This is a genomic window from Nostoc sp. UIC 10630 (assembly GCF_010747425.1).
Lineage (GTDB): Bacteria > Cyanobacteriota > Cyanobacteriia > Cyanobacteriales > Nostocaceae > Nostoc.
In genome coordinates, this window is sequence record NZ_JAAGOG010000078.1 from 1 (window position 1) to 23,937 (window position 23,937).

20 protein-coding genes and 2 tRNA genes are annotated in these 23,937 nt (G+C 43.8%); 6 read left to right on the forward strand and 16 right to left on the reverse strand.

Features of this window, described 5'->3' with window-relative positions; genetic code table 11:
* Window positions 1-1,284, forward strand: a 1,284-nt coding sequence (locus G1O98_RS18735; protein WP_275941785.1) for an amylo-alpha-1,6-glucosidase, incomplete at its 5' end; no start/stop codon positions are given.
* 126 nt (window positions 1,285-1,410) lie between these two features.
* On the opposite strand, the gene G1O98_RS18740 is transcribed toward G1O98_RS18735, so the two are convergent.
* The 6 genes from G1O98_RS18740 to G1O98_RS18765 all read right to left on the reverse strand — a co-directional run bounded on the left by G1O98_RS18740 (window position 1,411) and on the right by G1O98_RS18765 (window position 9,476).
* A tRNA-Met gene (locus tag G1O98_RS18740) sits at window positions 1,411-1,484 on the reverse strand.
* 170 nt (window positions 1,485-1,654) lie between these two features.
* A complete protein-coding gene (locus tag G1O98_RS18745; protein WP_163930467.1) occupies window positions 1,655-3,985 on the reverse strand; it encodes a peptidoglycan DD-metalloendopeptidase family protein in 2,331 nt (776 codons plus the stop codon).
* Window positions 3,986-4,777: 792 nt separating this feature from the next.
* Complete coding sequence (locus G1O98_RS18750) at window positions 4,778-5,239, reverse strand: tRNA (cytidine(34)-2'-O)-methyltransferase (RefSeq protein ID WP_163930469.1); 462 nt, start codon at window positions 5,237-5,239, stop codon at window positions 4,778-4,780.
* Window positions 5,240-5,616: 377 nt separating this feature from the next.
* Window positions 5,617-6,756 carry a glutamate--cysteine ligase gene (gshA, locus tag G1O98_RS18755; protein ID WP_163930471.1) on the reverse strand — a complete coding sequence of 380 codons (1,140 nt, stop codon included), beginning with the start codon at window positions 6,754-6,756 and terminating at the stop codon, window positions 5,617-5,619.
* Window positions 6,757-7,050: 294 nt separating this feature from the next.
* Window positions 7,051-7,350, reverse strand: a complete 300-nt coding sequence (locus G1O98_RS18760; protein WP_163930473.1) for a hypothetical protein — start codon at window positions 7,348-7,350, stop codon at window positions 7,051-7,053.
* A 398-nt stretch (window positions 7,351-7,748) separates the two neighbouring features.
* Window positions 7,749-9,476, reverse strand: a complete 1,728-nt coding sequence (locus G1O98_RS18765; RefSeq protein WP_163930475.1) for a S8 family peptidase — start codon at window positions 9,474-9,476, stop codon at window positions 7,749-7,751.
* A gap of 664 nt (window positions 9,477-10,140) precedes the next feature.
* Here G1O98_RS18765 and G1O98_RS18770 point away from each other — a divergent pair.
* Complete coding sequence (locus tag G1O98_RS18770; RefSeq protein WP_163930477.1) at window positions 10,141-11,607, forward strand: glycoside hydrolase family 13 protein; 1,467 nt, start codon at window positions 10,141-10,143, stop codon at window positions 11,605-11,607.
* A gap of 110 nt (window positions 11,608-11,717) precedes the next feature.
* On the opposite strand, the gene G1O98_RS18775 is transcribed toward G1O98_RS18770, so the two are convergent.
* A complete protein-coding gene (locus G1O98_RS18775; RefSeq protein WP_163930479.1) occupies window positions 11,718-12,137 on the reverse strand; it encodes a fasciclin domain-containing protein in 420 nt (139 codons plus the stop codon).
* A 159-nt stretch (window positions 12,138-12,296) separates the two neighbouring features.
* On the opposite strand from G1O98_RS18775, the gene G1O98_RS18780 reads away from it, so the two are divergent.
* The 4 genes from G1O98_RS18780 (at window position 12,297) to G1O98_RS18795 (ending at window position 13,729) form a co-directional block, all read left to right on the forward strand.
* Window positions 12,297-12,533: a DNA-directed RNA polymerase subunit omega gene (locus G1O98_RS18780; RefSeq protein WP_012412301.1), complete on the forward strand. Its 237-nt coding sequence runs from the start codon at window positions 12,297-12,299 to the stop codon at window positions 12,531-12,533.
* A gap of 23 nt (window positions 12,534-12,556) precedes the next feature.
* Entirely contained in the window at window positions 12,557-13,168 is a 612-nt protein-coding gene (locus G1O98_RS18785) for a hypothetical protein (protein ID WP_163930481.1), read from the forward strand.
* A 71-nt stretch (window positions 13,169-13,239) separates the two neighbouring features.
* Complete coding sequence (locus G1O98_RS18790; protein WP_163930483.1) at window positions 13,240-13,605, forward strand: DUF1818 family protein; 366 nt, start codon at window positions 13,240-13,242, stop codon at window positions 13,603-13,605.
* A gap of 50 nt (window positions 13,606-13,655) precedes the next feature.
* A tRNA-Pro gene (locus tag G1O98_RS18795) sits at window positions 13,656-13,729 on the forward strand.
* A 231-nt stretch (window positions 13,730-13,960) separates the two neighbouring features.
* Here the strand turns inward: G1O98_RS18795 and G1O98_RS18800 are convergent.
* From G1O98_RS18800 to G1O98_RS18840, 9 genes are all read right to left on the reverse strand, one after another.
* A complete protein-coding gene (locus G1O98_RS18800) occupies window positions 13,961-15,442 on the reverse strand; it encodes a site-2 protease family protein (RefSeq protein ID WP_163930485.1) in 1,482 nt (493 codons plus the stop codon).
* A gap of 433 nt (window positions 15,443-15,875) precedes the next feature.
* On the reverse strand, window positions 15,876-16,898 hold the full coding sequence (locus G1O98_RS18805; RefSeq protein WP_163930512.1) for a spore photoproduct lyase family protein: 1,023 nt from the start codon (window positions 16,896-16,898) through the stop codon (window positions 15,876-15,878).
* A 103-nt stretch (window positions 16,899-17,001) separates the two neighbouring features.
* Entirely contained in the window at window positions 17,002-17,358 is a 357-nt protein-coding gene (locus G1O98_RS18810) for a hypothetical protein (protein ID WP_163930487.1), read from the reverse strand.
* Window positions 17,359-17,525: 167 nt separating this feature from the next.
* The gene (gene coaBC, locus G1O98_RS18815) at window positions 17,526-18,731 is read right to left on the reverse strand and encodes a bifunctional phosphopantothenoylcysteine decarboxylase/phosphopantothenate--cysteine ligase CoaBC (RefSeq protein ID WP_163930489.1); all 1,206 of its coding nucleotides are present in this window, start codon (window positions 18,729-18,731) and stop codon (window positions 17,526-17,528) included.
* Window positions 18,732-18,842: 111 nt separating this feature from the next.
* Complete coding sequence (locus G1O98_RS18820; RefSeq protein WP_012412287.1) at window positions 18,843-19,055, reverse strand: DUF2555 domain-containing protein; 213 nt, start codon at window positions 19,053-19,055, stop codon at window positions 18,843-18,845.
* 154 nt (window positions 19,056-19,209) lie between these two features.
* A complete protein-coding gene (locus tag G1O98_RS18825; protein WP_163930514.1) occupies window positions 19,210-19,815 on the reverse strand; it encodes an alpha/beta hydrolase in 606 nt (201 codons plus the stop codon).
* Between the two features lie 290 nt (window positions 19,816-20,105).
* On the reverse strand, window positions 20,106-20,906 hold the full coding sequence (locus G1O98_RS18830; RefSeq protein WP_163930491.1) for an RMD1 family protein: 801 nt from the start codon (window positions 20,904-20,906) through the stop codon (window positions 20,106-20,108).
* A gap of 302 nt (window positions 20,907-21,208) precedes the next feature.
* Window positions 21,209-22,591 (reverse strand): LLM class flavin-dependent oxidoreductase, encoded by a 1,383-nt coding sequence (locus tag G1O98_RS18835; protein ID WP_163930493.1) that lies wholly within the window; start codon window positions 22,589-22,591, stop codon window positions 21,209-21,211.
* A gap of 389 nt (window positions 22,592-22,980) precedes the next feature.
* Window positions 22,981-23,895 (reverse strand): TauD/TfdA family dioxygenase, encoded by a 915-nt coding sequence (locus G1O98_RS18840; RefSeq protein ID WP_163930495.1) that lies wholly within the window; start codon window positions 23,893-23,895, stop codon window positions 22,981-22,983.
* Window positions 23,896-23,937: the final 42 nt, after the last annotated feature.

A 23,937-nucleotide genomic window follows, 5' to 3' on the forward strand; every position in this document is an offset into this window, starting at 1 on the left:
GAGCAGAGGAGCAGGGGGAGCAGAGGAGCAGGGGGAGATAAATTAATAACCAATGCCCAATACTTCGGCTGCTCTACGAGACGCTACGCGAACGCTCAGTACAAGTACCCAATGCCCAAAGCCCAATCTAAAATCTGGCAACAACTACTTAAAGCAAGCGATCAGTTTATCGTCTATCGAGCCTCAATTGCAGGCCCTACAATGATTGCTGGTTATCACTGGTTTAATGAGCGAGGGCGCGACATATTAATTGCCTTACCTGGATTGGCACTAGTTCCACAGCGCTTTGATCTGGCAAAAGGAATATTACGGACTTTTAGTCATTACTATCGTCACGGTTTGATGCCTAATGTATTTCCTGATTCCGATGGCGAACCACTTTATAACAGTATTGATGCGGCGCTGTGGTGGGTTGAAACTTTAGGGCTTTATTTAGAAGCTACCCAAGACTGGGAATTTTTAGCAGAGCAATTCTCTGTAGTCCAACAAATCCACAAAGCCTTTGTTGGTGGTACACACTACAATATCCAGGTTGATGCTATTGATGGGCTAATTAGTTGGGATGCTCGTGGTGTAGCTCTCACATGGATGGATGTGGTAATTGGGACAAATCCCGTTACTCCACGTCACGGTAAGCCGGTGGAAATTAATGCACTGTGGTATTCAGCTTTATGTTGGCTAAGTCGGTGGGCAGAACGCTTAAGTTCGCTTGAACTTGGCGATCCAGTGCGTCTCACTAAACAAGCACAACGTTATGCTCTGCAAGCACAAAAGGTTAAAACCTCGCTGCAAAAGTTCTGGAATCCTCAGCTGGGTTATTTGTACGATACTATCGAGCCAGACGATCGCCGGAATTTCCAAATTCGTCCCAATGCGGTTTTGGCGCTGTCACTGCACCACTGTGGATTTTCTGCCCAACAAGGGAGTCAGATACTAGATTTGGCAACTATCAGCTTGCTGACTCCTTATGGTCTTCGCAGTCTCGATCCAGGAGATCCCGAATACAAAGGGAGATATGAGGGTAATCAAGAGCAACGCGATCGCGCCTATCACCAAGGCACTGTTTGGGGTTGGCTAATTGGGCCATATATTCGGGCTTGGCAACGTTTTTATCCACAACAATCGCTGCCTTTTGATTGGCAACCTCTGCTAGATCATTTCTTATCTGGCGCTTGTCTTGGCTCTATTTCGGAGATTTTTGATGGCGATGCACCTCATACACCCAGAGGTGCGATCGCTCAAGCTTGGTCTGTTGCCGAAGTAATTCGCCACATACAAAAATAATTCGTAATTCGTAGAGGATGTTTTAAAAGGTCATAGCCTCTTGTCTATGTAACAAGCTACAGCTAGCATAAAATCGAAAGGCAGTGTTAAACAACCTTTTAACTACGAATTACTAATTCTTTAAAATGGCTCAGGTCGGAGTTGAACCAACGACCCCAGGCTTATGAGTCCCGTGCTCTAACCAACTGAGCTACTGAGCCATATTTCCTCAAATCATTTATTACTATAACATAAAAATTTGCTTGAGGCTAGCCCCTTTTGCATTTTTTTTTTGCAGCTTTCATCCCTGTTGAGTTTATAAAAAGCAAAAGAGGGAGGTAAACTCCCTCAACAAAACAAGGCAATGATTTAGTTACAGATAGCCAAGAAATTATATGCGATCCGGTAACATGGCGATTGGGTTAACAGCACCCTTACCTGATGGATGGATTTCAAAGTGGGTGTGTGGGCCAGTACTGTGACCAGTGCTACCCATTAAAGCAATTGTTTCTCCTTGATGTACCTGCTGACCAGGTTGCACTAGAATCTTGCTGTTATGAGCATAGCGAGTCGTGCTGCCATCAGGATGGCGAACTTCGACAAGGTTGCCGTAGCCACCATTGTTCCAGCCTGCTTTTTCTATCGTCCCCTCAGCTGAGGCGACAACTGGCGTGCCAGTGGAGTTAGCAACGTCAATTCCTTTGTGCATTCTACCCCAGCGCCAGCCATAACCAGAGGTAAGGGTACCTTTTGCCGGCCATGTGTAAGCTACGGTTGAGGAAGATGGAGGAGGTGTCAGTTCGTCAATGGGCCTGGGCAGATATTGATCCACTGCTGCCAAAGGCGGTACTATCTGTGGAGTAACTGTGGTTCCCCGCATCTTTCCTAAAGAGTCAGAGGCATTTACTCTTCCAGGAGGGGTTGCAATTCTTGTAGGAGATTGAGTGCGAGCAGGAGTCCACTGACTAGCAGAACCGAGATTGGGCAAGAATTCTGGGTTTACTGGTTCGGTAGGACGTACACTAGTACGGAATTGGGGCTTGATTGGTTGAGCGCTATAGGTAGCTCTAATAGGTGTAGGAACTGGAATTGGTATCGCTACACTATTTGGTCGAACAGCAGAGTTAGGTACGATGAAATTATTAGGAGTAGAAATAGGAGTGAGCATTGCAGCGTTAGTAGTATCGCTAGCTGCTGGCACAACTAAATTACCAGACTGTTGAGCGCGGTATTTCTGCTGTAATCTCTGAATTTCCGCTTGCAAGCCGCGCAAACGGTCATTATTATTTCCCCGTGCTACCCTATTTGCTGGTGTTTTAGGCTGTTGTATTTCAGCAAAAGCTTTTGGCACTGGATCTTCACCACCAACACCATAAGACCTAGTAGGAGTGGTAGGGCGTACTTCTAAGTCAGTGGCACTATTTGCCTGAACCTGATTGTTCGCAATTACCTGTTTAGGGACGGCAACGCTGCTGTTGTCGGCAATAGATGGTGATTGTGAAGTAGTTGGTAGATAGGAGTTGGCACTACCGATGTTCATAGGAGAGGTAGCTACTTTTGGAGTTTTGCTGGACTCTACAAAAGTAGGACTCGCTACAGTGGGTTGACTCACTACAGTAGGTTGATTCGCTACAGTTACCTCAACTTGACCAGCAGGAATAATTAGTTGTTGACTAATTTTCAGTTCATTGGGATTGTTGAGGTTATTTACCTTAACTAGTTCTGATACTGAAGTATTGTATTTGCTGGCGATCGCTGCTAGTGTATCTCCAGGCTTAACTTCGTAGGCGGTTCGAGCCGAAGACGCAATAACTGTTGGTGTAGCTGGTACTGGTGCAATTGCACTGGTCTGATTCTTCTGTTTTAACTTCGATATCAAGTTCGCTTTGCTTGCATCGTCAGAAGTATTCGGCTGGACTAATGCAGTTTTTTCAACTTCAGTCGTCGGCTGTGCCAAACCAATATCAGCTGGTGATGGGTTTTCAGTTTCCCCAGACTGTAACTGTGCCAGACTTTTTCTTAACCGATTAGATTTTTCTTGTAAGCGATTCAGTGCAAACTCTTGTTGTGCCTTAAGTTGTGCATTTATTTCACCGTTGACTGCACCAGATGTTGCCACTGTTTGTGGCTGGGCATTCAATAAAACATTTGTACTACCAACACCATCAGCACTATAGTCAGACAAATTATTGACTGTTGGGAAACTAGTCTCGGCTAATGTGTTGTTCAATCCCTGCGCCACTTGCGGCTTCAGGTTGGTGGAATTTTTATAACCAGCTGTTGCTTGGGAAAATGTTTCTGATGCAGGAATTTGCAAAGAAATTCCATTTGCCGCGACTTGCCATTTAGCTTCAAGCCCAGGCACTTGTGAGACTGCCGTTGGTTCCACGATCACAGGATTTTCCGGCACGCTCGCTGATGAGACTGCTTGGGACTCCAGCTTTGTGGAGGCAAATTTCACTTCAGTGTCAGGAACAGCAGGAATTGAGGAGGAAGCCTTTTGGCTGCCTACTGGCACCGCTGCTTGGGCTTGATCGCTTTGTCGAGTCACCAAAAGGCTGGTTGCTCCCATAGAGATTGCCAAGCCAATCATGGCGGCTTTTGTCCGCACCCGGCGGTTAACTTTTGGATTCATCACATTTTGCAGTTCTACCGGGGCATCATCGCTGTTGGGGTTATTGTTCAACACAGCTTTTACTCTCTTTTTTAATGCTCGTTTCAAAGACGACCTCCTATGATCACTAGCGCTTAACTGACCTCGATTTTTCAGTTGGATACTAGTCAATGATTTAGATCACAACAAATGATAGATCAAGATCACATTCACCAGAGATGCTTACGCAAGATTAACCTGCTTCTCTGATTTAGACAAGTTTACATGTATTAGCAAAACTTAAAGTTTGCTGTGTTTACTTGTCCGAACCACTCCTAACACCACTTAGGACGTTTATAACTCTTTACCATTATCCGCGCTTGTCTTGCGTCAATCACGGGGACTAAACAAATGATTTGCCTAGTCTATAGTCGCTGCCGAAAAATAAATTGCTTGCGACTTCTGGAAAAGTGATGCCCCCTGCTGTAGATATCTTCAAGATATTTCTAGCCCATCAGTCTTCTCAACACGAGACTTTACGTTGATTATTCCCTAAAAAACAACCGTATTAACTATCGTCTAATTTTAGGCTGCTTTTTGGAGTTCATCGAGCAAAAACAGCTCAAATACATGACATGACTGGATTTTAGCGCTTTTGTTCCCAATTTAGGATGCTTCAAATTCATCAAAATCTATCATTCAAATTTGGCATTATCTCAAGTTTTATATATAAATTTCTTATAATAACCTTCCTCTGTTTGTAAGTATCTTCCACTACAATTAGCGAATAAACCCAGGATTTGGTATATTCTTTTACATATTTTGCCGTAAACAAAAAAATCTTGCTGCCAAAATTCTCCAGTTTAGATAGATGTTTGTAAAAACAATAAGTAAATATACTTAGCTTGTGAAGGTAAACAACTATTGTAGATAGCCTAACTGACGACGGGTTTCAAATAAGCCAATTGCCACACTGACTGACAAGTTCAAGCTGCGAACCCCTGGTTGGCTCATGGGAATATACAGAGTAGCATCGCAATCTGATAAAATTGTTGGTGGTAAGCCCGTAGTTTCACTACCAAACAGTAGCCAATCATCGGCTTGAAATTGAAAGCTGACGTAACTAAAATTCCCACCAACCGTATAACCTAACCATCTGCCTCCACGCTCTTGATGTACGGTTTTAAAGGCTTCTAGGGATTCGTGATAGTGGAGTTTGACATAAGGCCAGTAATCTAAGCCGGCTCTTTTGAGGTAGCGATCGCTAATTTCAAACCCCAAGGGACCTACCAAATGCAACTCTGTACCTGTTGCTGCACAAGTACGAGCAATATTACCTGTATTAGGAGGAATTTGTGGGTTAACTAAAACGACCTGGGGCATTGTCCGTATAATCTACGTATTGTATAAAACAATTTCTTGTCAATGTTAAATCTACCAAAGGGTAGAGGCTATTCATAGGTTTTGTTAATAATAATCAAGCATCATCCATCGATTAGATTTTTAAAACAATAGCACAAACCCTCCCAGAGCAATCCCTGAGAGGATATTTGGCTTAAATTGGTAAATATTAAGTTTTATGTAGAAAGATTAATCACTTGTGTATTTTAAGGCTGGTACTATGTCCAAAGAAATCTACCATTGGGTATGGGGCATCGAGATAGAGATATAGGAGACAAGGAGGAGGGGGGAGACAAGGGAGAAACTTGAATAATTCTCCCGTTATCCTCTCTGTCCCCCCTGCTCCTCTGCCTCTTCAATTAAGCTAGTAGGGACGAACACAATTTGTCTTCGAGTTCGATTTCGCGTTCTTGGGTGGCGAGAATAGCCTGAGTGATGACGCGCTGGCTGTCAAAACCGACTGTGTGTAACTGCAACCACTGTTGAGCTTCATTGCCTTCGCGGAGAATTTTGTGCAATGGGGAAAGGAAACAGCTAAAGCCTCCTTGTTTAGCGATCGCCCAAACATCTTGGTACATTTGGGTAATCCAATCTCTGGCTAGGATGCTTCTACCATCTTGCCAATGCCTCAAATGAGCATCGAGACTATCAGCAGCCACAGCCGCTTCGTTTTCAGCAGTCAGGGTGACGAGTTCTTCGCCAGAGAAAGTACTTTGAGTTAAAGGATCGATGTTGGGATTTTCGATTACTTGCAATAAACGCGCTTCTAATAAGGCAGTAATGGCTAGTAAGGCAATGGGATCTGTGACTAAATCGCAAATTCGTAGTTCTAGGCGATTTAGATCATAAGGGCGGCGATCGCCATTTGGTCGCACCGATGTCCATAAATGCCGAACATTTTGCATGGTTCCAGCAACGAGTTGATCTTCCACCCACTGGATATGATCGGCGTGGCTGGCAAATAAAGGTACATGGCTAGGCGTTTGCGGAAATAGGCCCCAGCGAGTGGAGTGATAGCCAGTAGTTTTGCCATCTAGGAAGGGAGATGAGGCGCTGAGGGCGAGAAATAGAGGTGCTTCCATACGAATCACCCGACACGCCCGCATTAATACTTCTGGATCGCTGATGCCTATATTAATGTGTACGCTGGCGGTGACTACTTTTGTCCCGTAGGTGTTCTCAATGTAGTCATGATAGGGATTTACTGGATCGGAACGCAGAAAGCGATCGCCGCCACCCAACGATAAAGTACTTCCCGGTATCAAGGTATAATCGCCCAAGTGATTGAGGTAGTTTCGCAACTCCCGCCGAGGACGCAGCAAGGCACACAATAAATTTTCGTAATTATGGGATGGTTGGGTTATGTATTCGACATTGCGGCTATCTGGCTCCCGCATAAATCCATCCAAGGCTGCAATAATTTTGTCGGAGAGACCGACGATTTCACCTTGAGGCGTGCCAGTATACATCTCGATCTCAAAGCCTTTTAATAAGACCACCTTGTTCTCCTCGGCTCTCTCTGCCTATAAATTGTATCGAATTAGACGCATCTTTAGGATCTATCTTTCAGTCAATCAAAGGTTAAGAATCATGTAATTAATGATTCATGCCAAGTTATGATGACAGATTTCTTGGCTGTTCTTCAAAAAATTATTACTACTGAAATTACTGAAGGCTCTGCTGTAAATCATCTGGAAATTCAGGTGAAGTGTAACTTTTTTCCAGAAAAAAACAACCTAATTCACAGTAAATACAAAAAACTGTCTGCGTAGTATAGGGTCAGAAAATGGTCATTAAACACCCAACTTGCCTGTATTTATTCTCTTATTAACCAAACGCAATTGCTGCGATCGCTTCAAATATTTTACCCAAGGTTCCTCGGACAAGTGGGAAATTGCATTTAGTGACAGTGTTGCCGTAAATATATCTCTTCCACTAGTAACACCACTGATGCCTAAATTTTCTAAAACAGCAGTTGCAGCAGAGTCTAAAATTGGTTCAGTATGGATGAAAACTTCTAAACTCGGTTCCTCTGGGTTTTGAACATCATTGAGCGCTGTAGCAAGGGCAGCATCTAGCTTTTGAAAATCCATAGAGCAGTAAGTGGGTAAAAAGCAGGCAATTCTTAACCTATCGTATAGCTAAGGTATCAAACTTGCGAGTTTTTATTGCCTATCTCTGTATAGATTTAATGGGCGATTTCCTATGTCCAATTACAGATTAATTGCTGTTCTCTCTGGTTTTGAGGTTTATTGAGAGCCTAAACGCAGATTATGCTTGTATATTAATATTCCCTTTCTCGATGAAAGTACCGCTCAAAGTTGCTCCTTAAAAATCAGCATCTAAAGCAGTTATTCGGATTTAAATTGCCTCTGTTAAGTCAGCAATTTTAAAATTAGCGCTGTTTAATTTGTTAGCCGTATAATCTTCAAGAGACGCGATATATTTATTGTGTTAAAGGTGTATAAATATATCGCATCTCTGAAGCTAATTACAGATTTAAAGCGTTAATCACTCCATAACCCCATTTCTCATCAAATGTCCCTGCGGTTTTTCCAGGAATTGTACTATTTTTACGTAGCAAGTCTTTCACAGCAGCCGGATCGAGATTGGGATCTCGCTGCAATAGTAATGCTACTAACCCACTAACAAATGGTGTCGCCATACTCGTACCAGCCTGCACCACAAACTTGGAATTAATCATTGATGAGCGGTCAAAATTTGCATCGGCGGAAAGAGTGGAAATAATCATCGCTCCTGGTGCTGCTACATCCGGCTTGTGTGCATCATTCCGTAGAGGCCCTTCACTACTGAATTCCGAAATAGTGTGCAATTCTAACCCCATTTCTCGCACTTGGTTATCAATATCTGTGTACTTGGTTTTAGTAGTATAGGCGGCAACTGTAATTGCACTGCTGGCGGCTCCTGGCGAACCAATTTTTAGCGCATCTTTCACACTTTTACCTGTAAAAAACACTGATGAAGTGTCATCCAATGTCCATACATCTAAACGAGTGTCAGTTGCAGAACTGTTGCGAACTCGCAGTTGCCAAACACCTCCCATAACTGGCGAGGAGCCAATACCCCGGATTTGCACAAAGAAATTATGGTCGCCATTGGCTTTATCTGGCGCTGGTGTCGCTAATTGCACCCTTGCATCTGGTAACTGGTAATCTTGTGCGGCATTACCGTCAGTAATTATTTTTTGGAATGGGGTGACAAAACCGTTAGGACTCCGCACAGACACTTCTAATTCGCTGTCTTTGGAATACCAAGCATTTAACCAAACTATGCCTATTTGATTCAAAGGAACATTAAAGCGCATACCACGAGTGCGTCCACTGGGTATTATCGCTTGTCCATGAATGTTATCGTTTCCTTCGTTACCCGCAGCACAGCAAACTATTCTTCCAGGGCCAGTTTCCGCATCAATAACTTTGGATAAGGAATCACTACCATCATGGGCATCAGCGTGTCCACCCAAGCTGAGATTCACCACGGCTGCGCGTCCTAACTCTCTAGCAATTCGGAAAATGTAACGCACACCATCAGCAATATGGGCATCCTGTAAATCTGACCTGACAACAACTAATTCTGCTTCTGGTGCTACACCGCCATAGCTAGCATCGGCACCGGCGGCAATTCCGGCAACATGAGTACCATGACCGCCAGTATCCTGAGAAATTGTCAGTTGCGCTCCCGTAAATTCCGCCCCATAGCCGCCTTCCGTTACTCCTGGCCCTGGCAGTGTTTGATCCCAAATGTGTAAAATTCGTCCAGCAAAAGCGGGGTGTTTCGGATCAATGCCACTGTCTATAATGCCGATGATTACTCCTTTACCGGTCAGTCCAGTTTTGTTCTGGAACTCCGGGAGTTTGACTGCTCCCATTGCAGTATCCATCCTCAAATGAAGTTTGCGTGATGGCTTGATGCGTTGGATAACATCTTCTTCAGACAAGACATCTAAACTTTCTATCGGTAAAAAAGCCGTCCGCACACTCCCAGAGTTTTGATTGACTTCAATGTTATATTGTGATAGATAACTCAAGTCTGCATCAGGATCGCAATAGATAAAAACGACGCTCTTTGTTGGCTTGACTGGGCTTTTGTGGGCAATGATGCCAAGCGATCGCTTGTGTGTAACTAAAGCTTTATCTCCCTCATTTTGATAGTCTTGAAATGCCAACAGTAGTCCGGGAGAAAGTTTTTCGTGTCTCATTTTTACCTCAAATTCAATTTATTGGGTGCAAGCAAAGTAGTTTATTAGCATAAGTCGCTCTGGCATTAATGCAGACTATGCAGTTTTTTCGCCTTGATTATTTGATGCGACTATAGTTATCTATTTTTTTATAGATAACATCAAATAAGCTTAGGAAGCGGGAAATAATTCCTAAGACAATTGCTAATTCATAACTCATATTCCTGAATTATGTCTCCTAATAGTGATTTTCTGTACTTATAAGACATCTTTGAGCAGACACATCTTAGAATTACCCAAGACTGAGCTAACAGGTAATTTTTATGGAGCTATTAAACTAATCCACTATTTGCCTAAATCATTACGGACAAAGTTAAAAAAATAAAATTAAGAATAATTAAGTAATAAATAAAAAAAGATAAACTTAAGAAATATTAAATACTAACAAGTTGTATACTAATCTATTTTGATTTCTGTGCGCGAAGCGCGATAGACAATAGGTAAGAAAGCTCTTTGAATTGTACCTAGCTTCGCAAAAATCAAAGATAATTTCTGTAGCCAAAATTGTTAAATTGGTATAATTTCTTAATGAATACTGGCAAATTACAGATTCTCTATCATAAGTAAGAGCCATAAAGAAGCTAATATTTGCAACGATCGCTTCTGAACGTACAAAAAGTTATTCATGCAAATTCAAACACCAGATTGGGTAAAGCACGCTGTTTTCTACCAAATTTTCCCAGATCGCTTTGCCAGAAGCAAACAGCCGCGCAAACGACTGTTGCGCGAAGCCCGTTGGGAAGATTGGGATGCTATACCAACCCTCCAAGGTTATAAAGGTGGGGATTTATGGGGCATCATGGAGGATTTAGACTACATCCAGAATTTGGGGATTAACGCGATTTATTTCACACCTATCTTTCAATCCGCCAGTAATCACCGCTATCATACCCACGATTATTATCAAGTTGACCCGATGCTGGGGGGCAACGAGGCTTTTAAAGAATTGCTAGATGCAGCTCATCAACGGAATATCAAAGTTGTTCTAGATGGGGTATTTAACCATTCCAGCCGTGGCTTTTTCTTTTTCCACGACGTTTTAGAAAATGGCCCGCATTCGCCTTGGGTGAATTGGTTCAAAATAGAAGGCTGGCCCCTTTCACCTTATAATGGTGAATTCCCTGCAAACTATGTGGGTTGGGCGGGAAATCGCGCCTTGCCAGAATTTAACCACGACAATCCAGAAGTACGAGAATACATTATGGAAATTGCCGAATATTGGATTAAATTCGGCATTGATGGTTGGCGATTGGATGTACCATTTGAAATAAAAACTCCTGGTTTTTGGCAGGAATTCCGCGATCGCACTAAAGCCATCAATCCCGAAGCCTATATTGTGGGCGAAGTGTGGGGAGATTCCCGCCAGTGGTTGGATGGAACGCAATTTGACGGTGTGATGAATTATCTATTTGCTGGGCCGACAATTGCCTTTGCAGCTGGCGATCGCGTAGTCTTAGAACAAGTTCAAAGCCGCGACTATCAACCCTACCCACCCTTATTTGCTGCCGAGTACGCCACCAAAATCCAAGAAGTACTGCAACTTTACCCTTGGGAAATTCAGCTAACTCAACTCAATTTGTTAGCAAGTCACGATACAGCCCGATTGATGACCATTGCAGGCGGTGATATAGCGAGTGTAGAATTATCGACTCTACTGTTACTCACCTTTCCCGGTGCCCCCAGTATTTACTATGGTGATGAAGTTGGCTTACCGGGTGGCATAGATCCCGACTCACGGCGTGGCTTTCCTTTAGAGGCTAACTGGAACCAAGAAATTTTCAATACTCATCGTCAATTAATTACCATCCGCCAAACATACCCAGCCTTGCGTACAGGTGATTACCAAGTCCTCTATGCTCAAGGGCAACTTTATCTCTTTGCACGAACTTTAGGCACAGAAGAATTGATAATTGCTATAAACGCTGGCACAAGTTCGGCAACTGCAAATGTAGATGTGGCTAGTTTGCATACTCAACCCAACAAGCTGTTATATGGTACTGCTGAAGTTGAGTGGAATGGTGAAGAAGGAACTCAGCAATTGTCATTAACTCTTCCCGCACGCAGTGGCTGCATCCTGGGGGCTAGGGGCTAGGAAGAAGGGCAGGGGCATGAACAAGAGACAAGGAAGAGGGGCGAGACAGGAGAGACTTGTTCAATAATTCCCCCTTTTCCTCTTGTCCCCCTGCTCCCCTGCTCAATCCCTTACCTCCCTGCAACCATTGCAGGCATCAATACCTCATCAATAATATGGATCACGCCATTGTCTGTCAAAATGTCTGTTTTGATAACATTGGCGTTATTCACTTTAATTTTGCCATCAGCAGATTCAATGGCTACAATTGACCCCTCAAGCGTCTGTGCCTCATTAATCTGTACCAAATCGTCAGACCGAACATCCCCACTAGCGACATGATATGCCACAATTTTCTGGAGCTTGGGAATGTCTTTTAGTAGGGAATCTAAAGTTCCTTCTGGCAGCTTGGCAAAAGCTTCGTCAGTTGGTGCAAATAGTGTCAAAGAACCAGGACTCTTTAGAGTTTCTATGAGATTTGCAGCTTGAGCAGCTTTCACCAGGGTATTGAAGTTTCCCGCATTGATAGCAGTTTCCACAAGGTCAGCCATAAGGATGTGTGACTTTAGTCAGATAGTATTATAAGTAACTTATAAAATGACTAGAAGGCTCTTAGCCTCTATCAACAGAAAGGTTGCTGGCGATTAAATACACGGCAACAGATTTATCAGTACTGCTACACTGGGGAATGACCCCAAGAACCACTGATTATGCTAAAGCGTTCTAAGTTCGAGACAACTCAGTCTCAGATTATGCACCGAGCTGAGGAACTGATTAGTGCAGCCTCAAATCGTTACCGCATTACGGTTCAGGTGGCCAATCGTGCTAAACGTCGGCGTTATGAAGATTTTGAAAATAACGAAGATGCAATGATGAAGCCAGTGCTAAGAGCAATTATCGAAATGTCCGATGAATTGACTCAACCAGAGATTATTGGCGAACTATAAAAAAAGGCTGTAGAGAAGGCAGGATGAGCAAACATCAATCGTTCATTCAACCCCTACTCAAGCCCTGGCAAACACTCACTGCCTTAATGGTAGTGGGTGTAATTGCTTTGAGTTCAGGGGCGGGCAAATCAACAATATACACAAGTTTGTTTAGTATCCAACCTGCTTATGCTCAGAGAATAACACCTAGTGATGTTTGGCAGTTGGTATACCAGCAATTGCCAGATTTGCCACGAGAAAACAAGTATATTAGCAAAGAAAATGGGAAAGTTGCCGAAAACAGCACCCTAGCAAATCGCCTGATTAGATATCACATTTATACCAAAGGGCGGGCCCCAGTTTATCGCTTAGATTGGAAGCTGACTTTAGCTGATTACCTGGGGACGAATGAAATTATGTATGATACTACCTATCCAGGCTATGATTCACTACGGGAAAACCCTATGGAAGGCGATCGCAAAGCCATAACCCGTCTCACCCGCAGTCAGCGAGATGCCCTAGTGCAAGTCTTAGTCAACATATTTAATCCTACTTCCCAAAATACCCTATCTCCTAAACCCAATACCGCACCAAGTCCGAGTAGATCAACTACCCCACAGCCACCCCAACGAGGGGGTGCTGAACTACTTAGATAGTGGGAAATTTAGGAGTTATAAGTTGTAAATTCATAACTCCTAACTTATAACTCCTCAGTTTTAACTAAAATATGGAACGCGTTGTAAAAACCGGATTTGGTTGGCGTATTGGCTGGAATCCCCATGCACGTGAATTTAAAGGTTTAGTCGGTACAGATGATTGGGCAATTGAGTTAACCGAAGCCGAGTTGAATGATTTTTGCCGTCTACTAGCACAGTTAGCAGATACCATGAAGCAACTCGCAACGGAATTAATGGAAGAGGAAAAAATTGCTTGTGAAGCCGAAAGCGATTTATTATGGATGGAAGTAGAAGGCTATCCTCATGATTACAGTCTGTGCTTCATTTTGAATACAGGGCGATGTGTAGAGGGTAAATGGAGCGCTTCTGCTGTTCCAGATTTACTGCAAGCTGCTGGGATGCTTAAAGTTTTTTGAATGAGCCTCTTGATTATCTAAGAGTATTGCTATATGATGGTAATTCTGACCGGGGCGTAGCGCAGCTTGGTAGCGCGCCACTTTGGGGTAGTGGAGGTCGTGGGTTCGAATCCCGCCGCTCCGATTGATGATAAGCCATGCCTGCTAATCTTTTTAAAAGACTAGCAGGTTTTTCAATAAAGTCTGTAAGGCGATCGCAAAATCTCCAACTACAACTCATTAGACTTCTTGCAGAAGTGGGGAAAATGGGGAATGGTTAAAGGGTAAAGGTATGAAATTTTACTTTCTCCTTTAATTTTTGCCCAACATCTTGCAAAAGTAACTTTTGCAAGATGTCTATATTGCTAACTCAGCATTATCCTATTCCCAAACGCCCAGCCAAACCGGGAGTTAGAGGTAAGAGTGTAGTAATCATTAAGAATAGAGCCAAAAGCCCCAAAGCGGCTCTAGCATCATCGGGTTCGGTGATTTCATTCAAGCTGGGGCGTTCTTGATCTCGTTGCAAGAAGAAAATCACGATCGCCCAGTACATGGCAAGAGTATTACCGAGAGATACTAGTGCCAGTAGAATTAAAGTTGCGATCGTTGCGCGTCCTGCGGTTTTGCGTCCATAAATCGCCTGAACAATACGCCCACCATCTAGTTGTCCTGCGGGCATTAAGTTCAAAGCGGTGATAATTAACCCCAACCAACCAATTATCACTAGAGGATGAACACTTACAAGAGATGATTGCAACGCCGAACCCAAAACAACTCGCGCCAAACTTCCCACCAAAATCGACCCTTGGAAAAACTGATTTGGCAATTGAAATAAACTACCTGGGTGAGAAAGTAGTAAGCCTGTCACCAGCATTAACAAGGAAACGATACCACCTGCGGCTGGCCCTGCCAAGGCGATATCAAATAATACCTTGCGGTTGGGTAATAGAGATTCAAAACGGGTAATTGCACCAAAGGAACCAATTTGCACTGCGGGTAGAAAGAAAGGCCAGCTAAGACGGATTTGGTGGCGTTTAGCAAGTAACCAATGACCAATTTCGTGAGCTACTAAAATCGCAAATATCCCAGCACCTATAGGCAAAGCTTCTTGAAATCGCCCTGGATTGCCAAAGAAATCAAAATTCAGCAGTAATCCCGCAGCTTCTAGATTTGTGGCAATGGTTGCTATTAACAAAACGCCTGCGAAAGCTTTTTGCGATAACAACATCGGCCGGGGATCATTGCGACTCGGCAGGACAATGACTACTGGTTTGCCATCTGTGTTTTCCACTAAAAACAGGCGATATTGCTCACCAAGGCGTTGCTGCAAACTTGCAGTTAGACGGTTGTGAGTTTCTTCTGGTTCTCCCCGCAAATTGCCTTTGAAAATGGCTCCATCTTGATAGGCAATGGTTTCTGTGGCAAAAAACGTATCGATACCAAAGATACCTTTAATTGCATTCAAGTCCTCTTCTGGTATCGGCGGAATCTCCGGTTTCAGTTCTGCTACTTTTGGTTGTGGGGAATTTGCTTCAAGTGAGGAAGCAGCAGCGAGTCTTTCTGTGGCGCGTTGTTTGAGGATGGCATCTTGCCCAGCTGCGCGTAACTGTCTGCCCAAATAAACGTACAATCCGGCGGATGTCACCACTAAGAACAATATACCCGCTATATTGATGTAAATCCCTGCGGCAAACAATCCAAAAAACAGGAGCCAGGGAGTCATCAACACCACCGACTGTAACCAGGCTAAGATTCCCAGTTTACCAAAAGGTCTGGCGCGATAAAAGCCCCAGCCCAAAATGCCTAAAGCTACCAGTAGGATTGCCGCCAGGATAGAAGTTTCTGATAAAGTAAACATCTCCAAACCTTTGCTATTGAGACTAAGCCAGAACAAGTCCGGTATTGCAGACACACTATTAATGTATAACGCCGCCTGTAATCTGCCCAAATTATGCGGCTTTGCGTAGGCGTAGCTCAACCCAGCGAAAAATCGCAGAGGTAGTTTGCTTACCTTTCACAAGGAAATTTTGCTTCTTGTTAGATTTGAGAAGCCTTAGAACTACCGGAAGCGCCTAAAAATTATTTAGAGTGATATATTATTCTGCGATCGCTCTCTTACTCAAAAATTACAGCATTAAGCCAATACAGTTCAGATAAGACCAAAACACTTGTAGAGACGGCGATTTATCGCGTCTCAAAAACCCAAAATTTTTGCCAGTAGCCCTTAAAGCCGACCCATTGGCATTGCAGAATATTGCCATTAATTCGCTACGAATTAATGAAATGCGGTACTAAGTCCAATAAAGAATTTCAGCATTTGGAAAGCGCCTACTAATCTCACTCTCAAAAAAGCTACGCAACGCTTTCATTGTATCCTTCTCGTAAACGTACTTCGTCCCACCAAACTTATTACGCTTGACACTGCGTTTTGCCTCATCCATCTCTAATTTGGATTGCGGATACCAAGTTTGTAACACTTCTTTTGACCCTGGTGTGAACCGATGCGAGATTAACTCAAAGGTAAGATTACAGTCAAAATCCAGTGCCTCGTTTATCTGGTCAAACAAACGACTATAGTGCATCTGCCAATCATCTATCGGCATAATTGGCGCGATAACCAAGCCAATTGGATAACCGCCACCGCCACGTTCTTGTGGTAGCGCCAACCGTCGCAATGCATTAAGCCTAGATGCTACTGATGCTGTACCACCTTCAAATTTGCCAGAAATTGGTGCTGCATTAACACTCATTCGACAGCGAGTATTCCCATTGTGTGGCAAATCGAGTAATCCATCCACAGCATCAAACTTCGATACCCAACGTAGATGTGCATTGGGACGAGTGCCAAAGTAACGGATACATTCAGCAAGACTTCCAGTTAAATGCTCAATACCCAAGGGGTCTGTGTAACAGCTAACTTCAAAACTTGTGTTTTTACCCTGTTGCTCGTAGTTAGCTAAATTCTCTAATATCTGCGGTAAGTTGGCAAAAGCTCGAATGACAGGTGGCCCCGACAAGCTACCAGCTAAGTAGCAGTATTGACAGTGAGCAGGGCAACCTTCGGCAAGGTGAAACTGCCAATCCGCAGAAGGTGGGATGGGACTCAGCTTAAAAGAACTGGGTGGTGCAGTAACCACCGCTAAGGTACGCTTGGCGATGTTGTAAGTATCCCGCTCAGATTCACCGCGCAGACCCTTCAAGCGGTTCTGTGATAACTCTTCTATTGGTAAGTTGAGTGACTGCACACGTTTAAGAATCTGCTGCCCCCAATTTTCATCTAGGGCAGCAGGTGTAAACAGTACCCGTTCAGGCATCCACAACCTTGGCGATTTTGTTTGTGTCTCTGATACCGAAACTTGGTCTGTAATTGTATTCAGCAATATCGTTCTCCGTTATTTAGTTTGCTGATTTCTGCAATTAATTTTCCAGGACTTGCTTAATTCGTCGTTCTAACAAATCAAGATCCAAACTGCCTTCATCACGATTAATTCGTCGCACAGTCGAATTAACATTAGCCAAATTAACCAATAAATCTTGAAGAATTTCTTGCTGCTGACGTGCTTGGGTAACTTCGCCTGGTTCCTGTACTAAATCACGCACGATGGTATCTTCAGCCCGAGAGGCGATAATTGGATCGTTTTGCCCTTGAACGTGAACAAAGGTTCGTCGCCCTGGGCCTCGCTCCTCTTCTATTGGTATAACTGCTGTCACTTGGTCAGAACGCACATATTTGCCAAATCCCAAATGGACTAGCTCTGATGAGAGTATTTTCATATAATTGAAGCGTTATTTTTATGTCTTACTTATATTGTAAAATCCAAAAAAGTGACTTGAAGCCATAGACCATACGGGTTATACCCAATTCAAAGTAGTAGTTTCCTTGTATGGTTACGGCAATGTCATGTCCCTACCCAGTACCCATTCAAATGAGAATCGCTATATCAAGTGATGACAAAATTAAATAAATGATGGGCCATTTCCAATTTAGAACAAGGTGCGATCACTAGCTGATTTCCTTGGCTATCTAAAAATATCGCTTGATTATTATCGCTACCAAAACCACTATCAGGTTGATCGATGGGATTGGCAACAATAGCATCAAGTTTTTTACTCTGTAATTTTTCTAATGCGGGCTTGATAATATCCCCAGTTTGTGCAGCAAAACCAATTAATATCTGATGCGGCTGTTTATGTTGTGCTAATTGGGCGACTATATCCGGTACTGGTTCCAGGGGTAAGGCTTGGGGGAGCGATCGCTTGGGCAATTTCTCTGTACTATAATTCTTTGGCTTCACATCTGCCACGGCTGCTGACATCACAATTACATCAGCGTTGGGCAAATATTCCAGCATTGCCTGCTGCATTTGCTCGGCACTAATGACGGGAATTGCTTGCACTCCTAATGGTACATCCCAATTGGCTGGGCTATGTACTAGGGTGACGTTTGCCCCTCGGTGAAGTGCGGCTAGGGCTAAAGCTAATCCCATTTTACCTGTGGAAGGATTACCAATAAACCTTACTGGGTCAAGAAACTCTCGCGTTCCCCCAGCACTAATTAACACTCGTTTACCTAATAAATCTCGTTTACCTTGAGTGTGTAACAACGATTGGATGTGAGCCAAAATTTCTGGAGGTTCTGCTAATCTACCAGCACCGACGCGATCGCACGCTAATAAACCCGATGCTGTATTCATCCCATGATATCGGCTATCGATCAATAGCTGTTGCCAATTCCGTTGCACCGATAGCTGTTCCCACATATCCGTATTCATTGCGGGTGCTAACAGCACGGGACAGGTAGAAGCCAGCACGGTATTTGTGAGTAAATTATCAGCCATCCCGTAGGCTAGCTTTGCTAATGTATTAGCTGTCAAGGGAGCAATTACCATGACATCTGCCCATTCACCCAACTCAATATGCAAGGGACGAGAGTGAGTTGGTTTCCAGAAATCATCATCTGTGTAGGCGGGATGACGAGATAGGGTGGCCATTGTCAGAGGCGTGATAAATTCTTGCGCTGAACGGGTGAGGATAACTCGGACTTCCACCCCAGTTTTAAACAGCGTTGAAACCAATTCACAAATTTTGTAGGCGGCGATACCGCCACCTACACTTATTAGAACCCTGTTCAATTTTGGATTAGTCATGGTAAAAAGTTAGGAGTAAATAGTAATTTAGGAGCAAGTAGTTACGAATATTAATTGCCAACTCCTAACTCCTGTACAGACGCGATTAATCGCATCTCTCCTAACTCTCAACTACGCTTCATCGTAAGGTTCCAAGTCTAAGAGGTAGATATAGGGTTCAACTAACTCTGGACGCTGAAATGCGATCGCTCGTAATAGATGCCAATCATTTAAACCATCAAAAGCATTACTGTAATTATCCAGATCCAGACGTGTAGCCAGTTCTTCTACTTCTGCCGCAGTTATGGCAGCAATTTCTTTCCTGGAAATGCTTAGAGTTGTCATAATGCTCGCCCCTCCCTTATGCAGCACTCGCCTTCAGCATGGGTTAAGTTGCGCTGAACGCAGCCACCCTATATATATTACTCATTAGAAGGCATGAATTTCGTGAATATTTTCAGCATTTATACCAGAATTTATAAAAAATTCGTAATTCTGACTAGCTTATTGTATTTACAACGAAATTCCGCAGCACATTTAACGTTTGTGGATTTATTTCATGCCCCATGTCAAATTCATGGTATTCTGCCGCCATTCCTAGAGATTTTAAAGTGTCTCGTGCCTTTAAAGCAGCTTGCAGTGGAACAACTTCATCATATTTCCCGTGGCTGATTAAAGTTGGTGGAATATCTCTTTGATCTGCCGTTAGTGCATCAGGATGTAAATACCCGCTCATCACAACTAAGCCTGCTAGTGGCAATTTTGAGCCGACATCTAAAGTCATTGCTCCGCCTTGAGAAAATCCACTTAAAATAGTGCGTGACAAAGGTATGCCAGTGGTACTTTCTAAAGATTGCAAAAAATCTATTAGCAGTTTCCGACTTTCTACCAAGCCTTCATACATATTTTCCACCCGCAGGTCATACCATGCCCTCCCTATAGGGGAATAGGGATAAGGATAAGGTGCATTGGGTAATATAAACTGGTAATCAGGTAAATTGAGCAAGGGTAGCAAAGATGCGACATCCTCGGCATTAGCTCCCCAACCATGCAAAGTAACAATTAACCCTGTGGCAGGTTGAGAAGTTCCGGGGGGAACGGTAATAAATTGTAAAGACAGAGGTTTACTCCTAAAATCTACTTTTCTAATAGATCCTATCTCTTCAAACAGACTTAGTATTTAAGGGCATTTGTTGCTTACCCAAAGAATGGCTATATGTCATGTTGCGAGTAGGAAAAATTTAAATTTTTTGTTTACGAGTACATAAATTTCACTAAAAGTTAATTTACCTTACACAAAAACCAATTTTTGATATTTTAGCGCCTATTGAATCTGAATCCCCAAAAACCATTTGCAGTCAGCATTTTTGATTTGCAAATCACTCTAATTTAGCCTTAGCCTTTGAAAATGATGTCGTACAGCGACAGCAGAATTTCCACCACAATCAAAATCACCACATACCACTCTACTCGTTGGCTACTGCTATGCTGCATAAACTCTAAGACTGTTTGTGCAGTTTGGGTAATTAGCTCTAGTTTGCGTTCCAAAGCAGTGTGACGCTCACGAATTTCGTATTCATCCTCCAAGCGCAGATATAAGTTTTCTAGCTGTGGGGATTCCCAGAGTAACTCTGGCTTATCGATGATCTCAACTCGACCTACAATTTTATGTTGAACTAACAGCGCAGTCCCAAGTTGACGCAGTAATTCCCGACTCTGCCGTCTTTCTCTGTGTTCACGCTGGAGACTAGCTGCAAACGGTTCAATTTGATCGAATACAGTCGCTAGGCTAGTTTCATAATGAGATAGCACAACACTTTTAGCGAGGATATCAGCCACTATCTGCAAGCGTTCTACACTAAATTCATGCAGTGAAATTTTTCCTTCCTTAACTCTCTCACTTTCTGCAATGTTGAGATGAATTTCCACCTCTTCTGTCTCTGGTTCGGCAAAGGAGCCACTAATTTGAGAGGATAGTTTAGTCAAAAAGGCTACCTTTTCTACAGGCTCAAGGTTAAACAGGACAACTGCGCCATAGTCTAGCAGTACCGCACAGCCGTCTTCACCGACTGAAACCATTAATGGCATAGTCGCCAAGGAAACGTAATCCTCCAATGTCTGTAAGTTAATATCCTTACCAAGGAATAGGGCCTGCGCTCTAAATCTATCTGTTTCGTTAAAAAGGAGTTTTTGCATTGTTGCCCTATTTGCTTTTCTGTCTGCTGATCTTGGAGGTTAGCGATCGCAATTAATGCCTGTTATCGGAGATCGCTACAATCTCAGCTTACCAATAAAGCTCTCTAGCACTGCCGAAGGTGCGCTTGTATTTCAGTTGAGATCATTGGTTACACGTTTGGGGAGAATCGGTTTATCAAGGCTAAAGAGGAGTGGGGAGTGAAAGAGATGAGGGGACAAGGAGAACAACCCACTCCCCACTAATTGTCTAAAGTGAAGTTTCAGCAAATCAAAGCCGTCGCTTCAAAAGCACTCAATCAAAGCTATGCAAAGGAACCGACACTCACAGGTTCAGGAGCAGGCGCATTTGCGGTGAACTGGTTTACTGGACGGGGTAAACCGAGATTTTCGCGCAGGGTACTACTTTCATACTCAGTACGAAATATTCCTCGGCGTTGCAGTTCGGGAATTACCAAGTCTACGAATTCCTCTAAACCCCCAGGTAGCCAGGGCGGCATAATGTTAAATCCATCAGCCCCACCATTAACGAACCAATCTTCTAACTGATCGGCAATGTGTTCTGGTGTTCCGAGAATCGTTCGATGTCCCCGCGCTCCTGCAATCCACAAATACAGTTGCCGGATTGTTAAATTCTCTCTGCGGGCAAGATCGGTAATCAGTTGCAAGCGGCTTTTGCCACCGTTGGTATCTGGCAAATCCGGCAGCGGCCCATCTAGGGGATATTTGGACAAATCATGGCCACCCACTAGCCCAGAAAGCAGCCCCAATCCTACCAAGGGATGGATCAACTCCTGAAGTTGCTCATATTTATCCTTAGCTTCTTGCTCAGTCTTACCAATTACTGGGAATACCCCTGGCATGATTTTGAGATGGTCAGGGGAACGTCCGTATTGAGCCAATCTCCCCTTGACGCTAGCATAGAAGGCTTGAGCTTCTGGCAATGTCTGTTGTGCAGTGAAAATCACCTCTGCTGTTTGGGCAGCTAAATCCTGTCCAGGCTCGGAAGATCCAGCTTGTACGATTACTGGATATCCCTGTGGTGGACGCGCTACATTGAGCGGTCCGCGCACCGAGAAATATTTGCCTTTATGGTGGGGAATATGCAACTTATCTGCATCGAAGTAAATACCTGACTCCTTATTATGGAGAAAAGCATCGTCTTCCCAACTGTCCCAAAGTTTGGTGACAACATCCACAAATTCCCTCGCCCGTTCATAGCGCAGTGAGTGTTCTAAGTGGTTTTCTTGGCTGAAATTCTGCGCTGCGGCTTCAGCAGCAGAGGTTACAAGATTCCATCCGGCACGACCACCGCTGAGATAATCTAGTGACGCAAACTTGCGGGCGAGATGAAAAGGTTCATCATAGGTCGTTGATGATGTCGCCACCAATCCGATATTTTCTGTCACCGCAGACAGAGCCGACAATAAGGTTAAAGGTTCAAAGTGGACGCTGAATTGTCCCGAACGGCTAAAAGCCTCAGTCCCTTGCCCTCGATCCCAGACGGCCAAACCATCTGCGAGGAAAAGCATATCAAATTTACCCCGTTCAGCCGTTTGTGCCAGCTGCTTGTAATGTTGGAAGTTTAGACCTCCATCAGCCGGGGTGTTGGGATGTCGCCATGCTGCCACGTGATGACCACTACCGGGTAAAAATGCTCCGAGTTTAAGTTGTTTTTTTGTATTCATGTTTGTATTTGCAAAGTCGTACTTATACTTTGAAAAAATCTGGTAAATAAATTAGGAAATCTTGGAAAGATATTTCAGTGGCATCTACTAATCTGTCATGTTTAAATTGATAGATAAGCAAGTTCGTAGTAAGGACTTTAGTACTTAGAAAATAAGGACTAAAGTCCTTACTACAAACCCTCAAAACTAGCTTGACAAAGTGTTATTTTGAGTCTCCATCCAAAGTCAATGGAAGGTTAAGCCAGCAAAGGGGAGTGGGGAACAGACAGCAGGGAGAGTGGAGTTGAAAGACTCATTAACGGAGTTTAAAGACTCATTCACGAGTATTAAAGACTCATCCCCTATTCCCAATGCCCAATGCCCAATGCCCCATGCCCCATGCCCAAGTATTATGCAGCCACCGCCTCACGTCGGTTGTACTCAGAAGCGTCTCCTTTGATAGCCTCACTTTGCTTACCATCAATGCCTACTGGGAGGTCGCCGGCAATTGTCACGCGTTGAACGTGGCGGGGCTGATCGCCATAATCTGCGATCGCATAATGTTGAGTAGCCCGATTGTCCCAAAAGGCTACGTCACCAACTTGCCAACGCCACCGGACTGTATTCTCAGGACGTGTGATATATGCTTGCAACAGTCGCAGAATATCATCTGATTCAGTTGTTGATAAGCCACGGAATTGGCGCACAAATCCGCCGATGAATAGTCCACGCTCTCCAGATTCGGGATGGACGCGTACAACTGGGTGCAGAGTCTCGTATACAGTCGAGGTAAAGACAGCCCGATGAGCTTTGACATCTTCAGGTAGGTCGAATCCAGTTGCATAATCGTAGGCGTTGCTATGTACTGCCCAAAGTTGGTCTGCAAGATTACGCAGATGGATAGGTAAATCTTGGTAAGCAGTCACGGAGTTTGCCCAGATTGTATCGCCACCAGTCGGCGGAATATCAAGCGCTCGTAAGATAGAGCCGAGAGGAGGACGGTCTACAAATGTCACATCGGTATGCCAGGTATTGGCGCGGGAAGTAGTGCGGCCATAATTCAGGTCTAAGACTTCTGGGTTTTCTGGCAGCGATGGTACAGTGGGGTGGGCTGTAGTAACTTCACCGAAACGACGAGCGAAGGCTACTTGTCCATCAGCATCAAGTTGTTGCTGATCGCGGAAAAAGATCACTTTGTATTTGACTAGAGTCTTGCGAATATCGCTGATGATGTCATCGCTGAGGTTAGAACTCAGATTAACACCAATAATTTCAGCACCAATACGTCCTGCAACTGGTTTGATATCAAAGTATTGAGAACCCATGATTTTTATCTCCAATAAATTTATGTTTGGGACTAGCCTTTT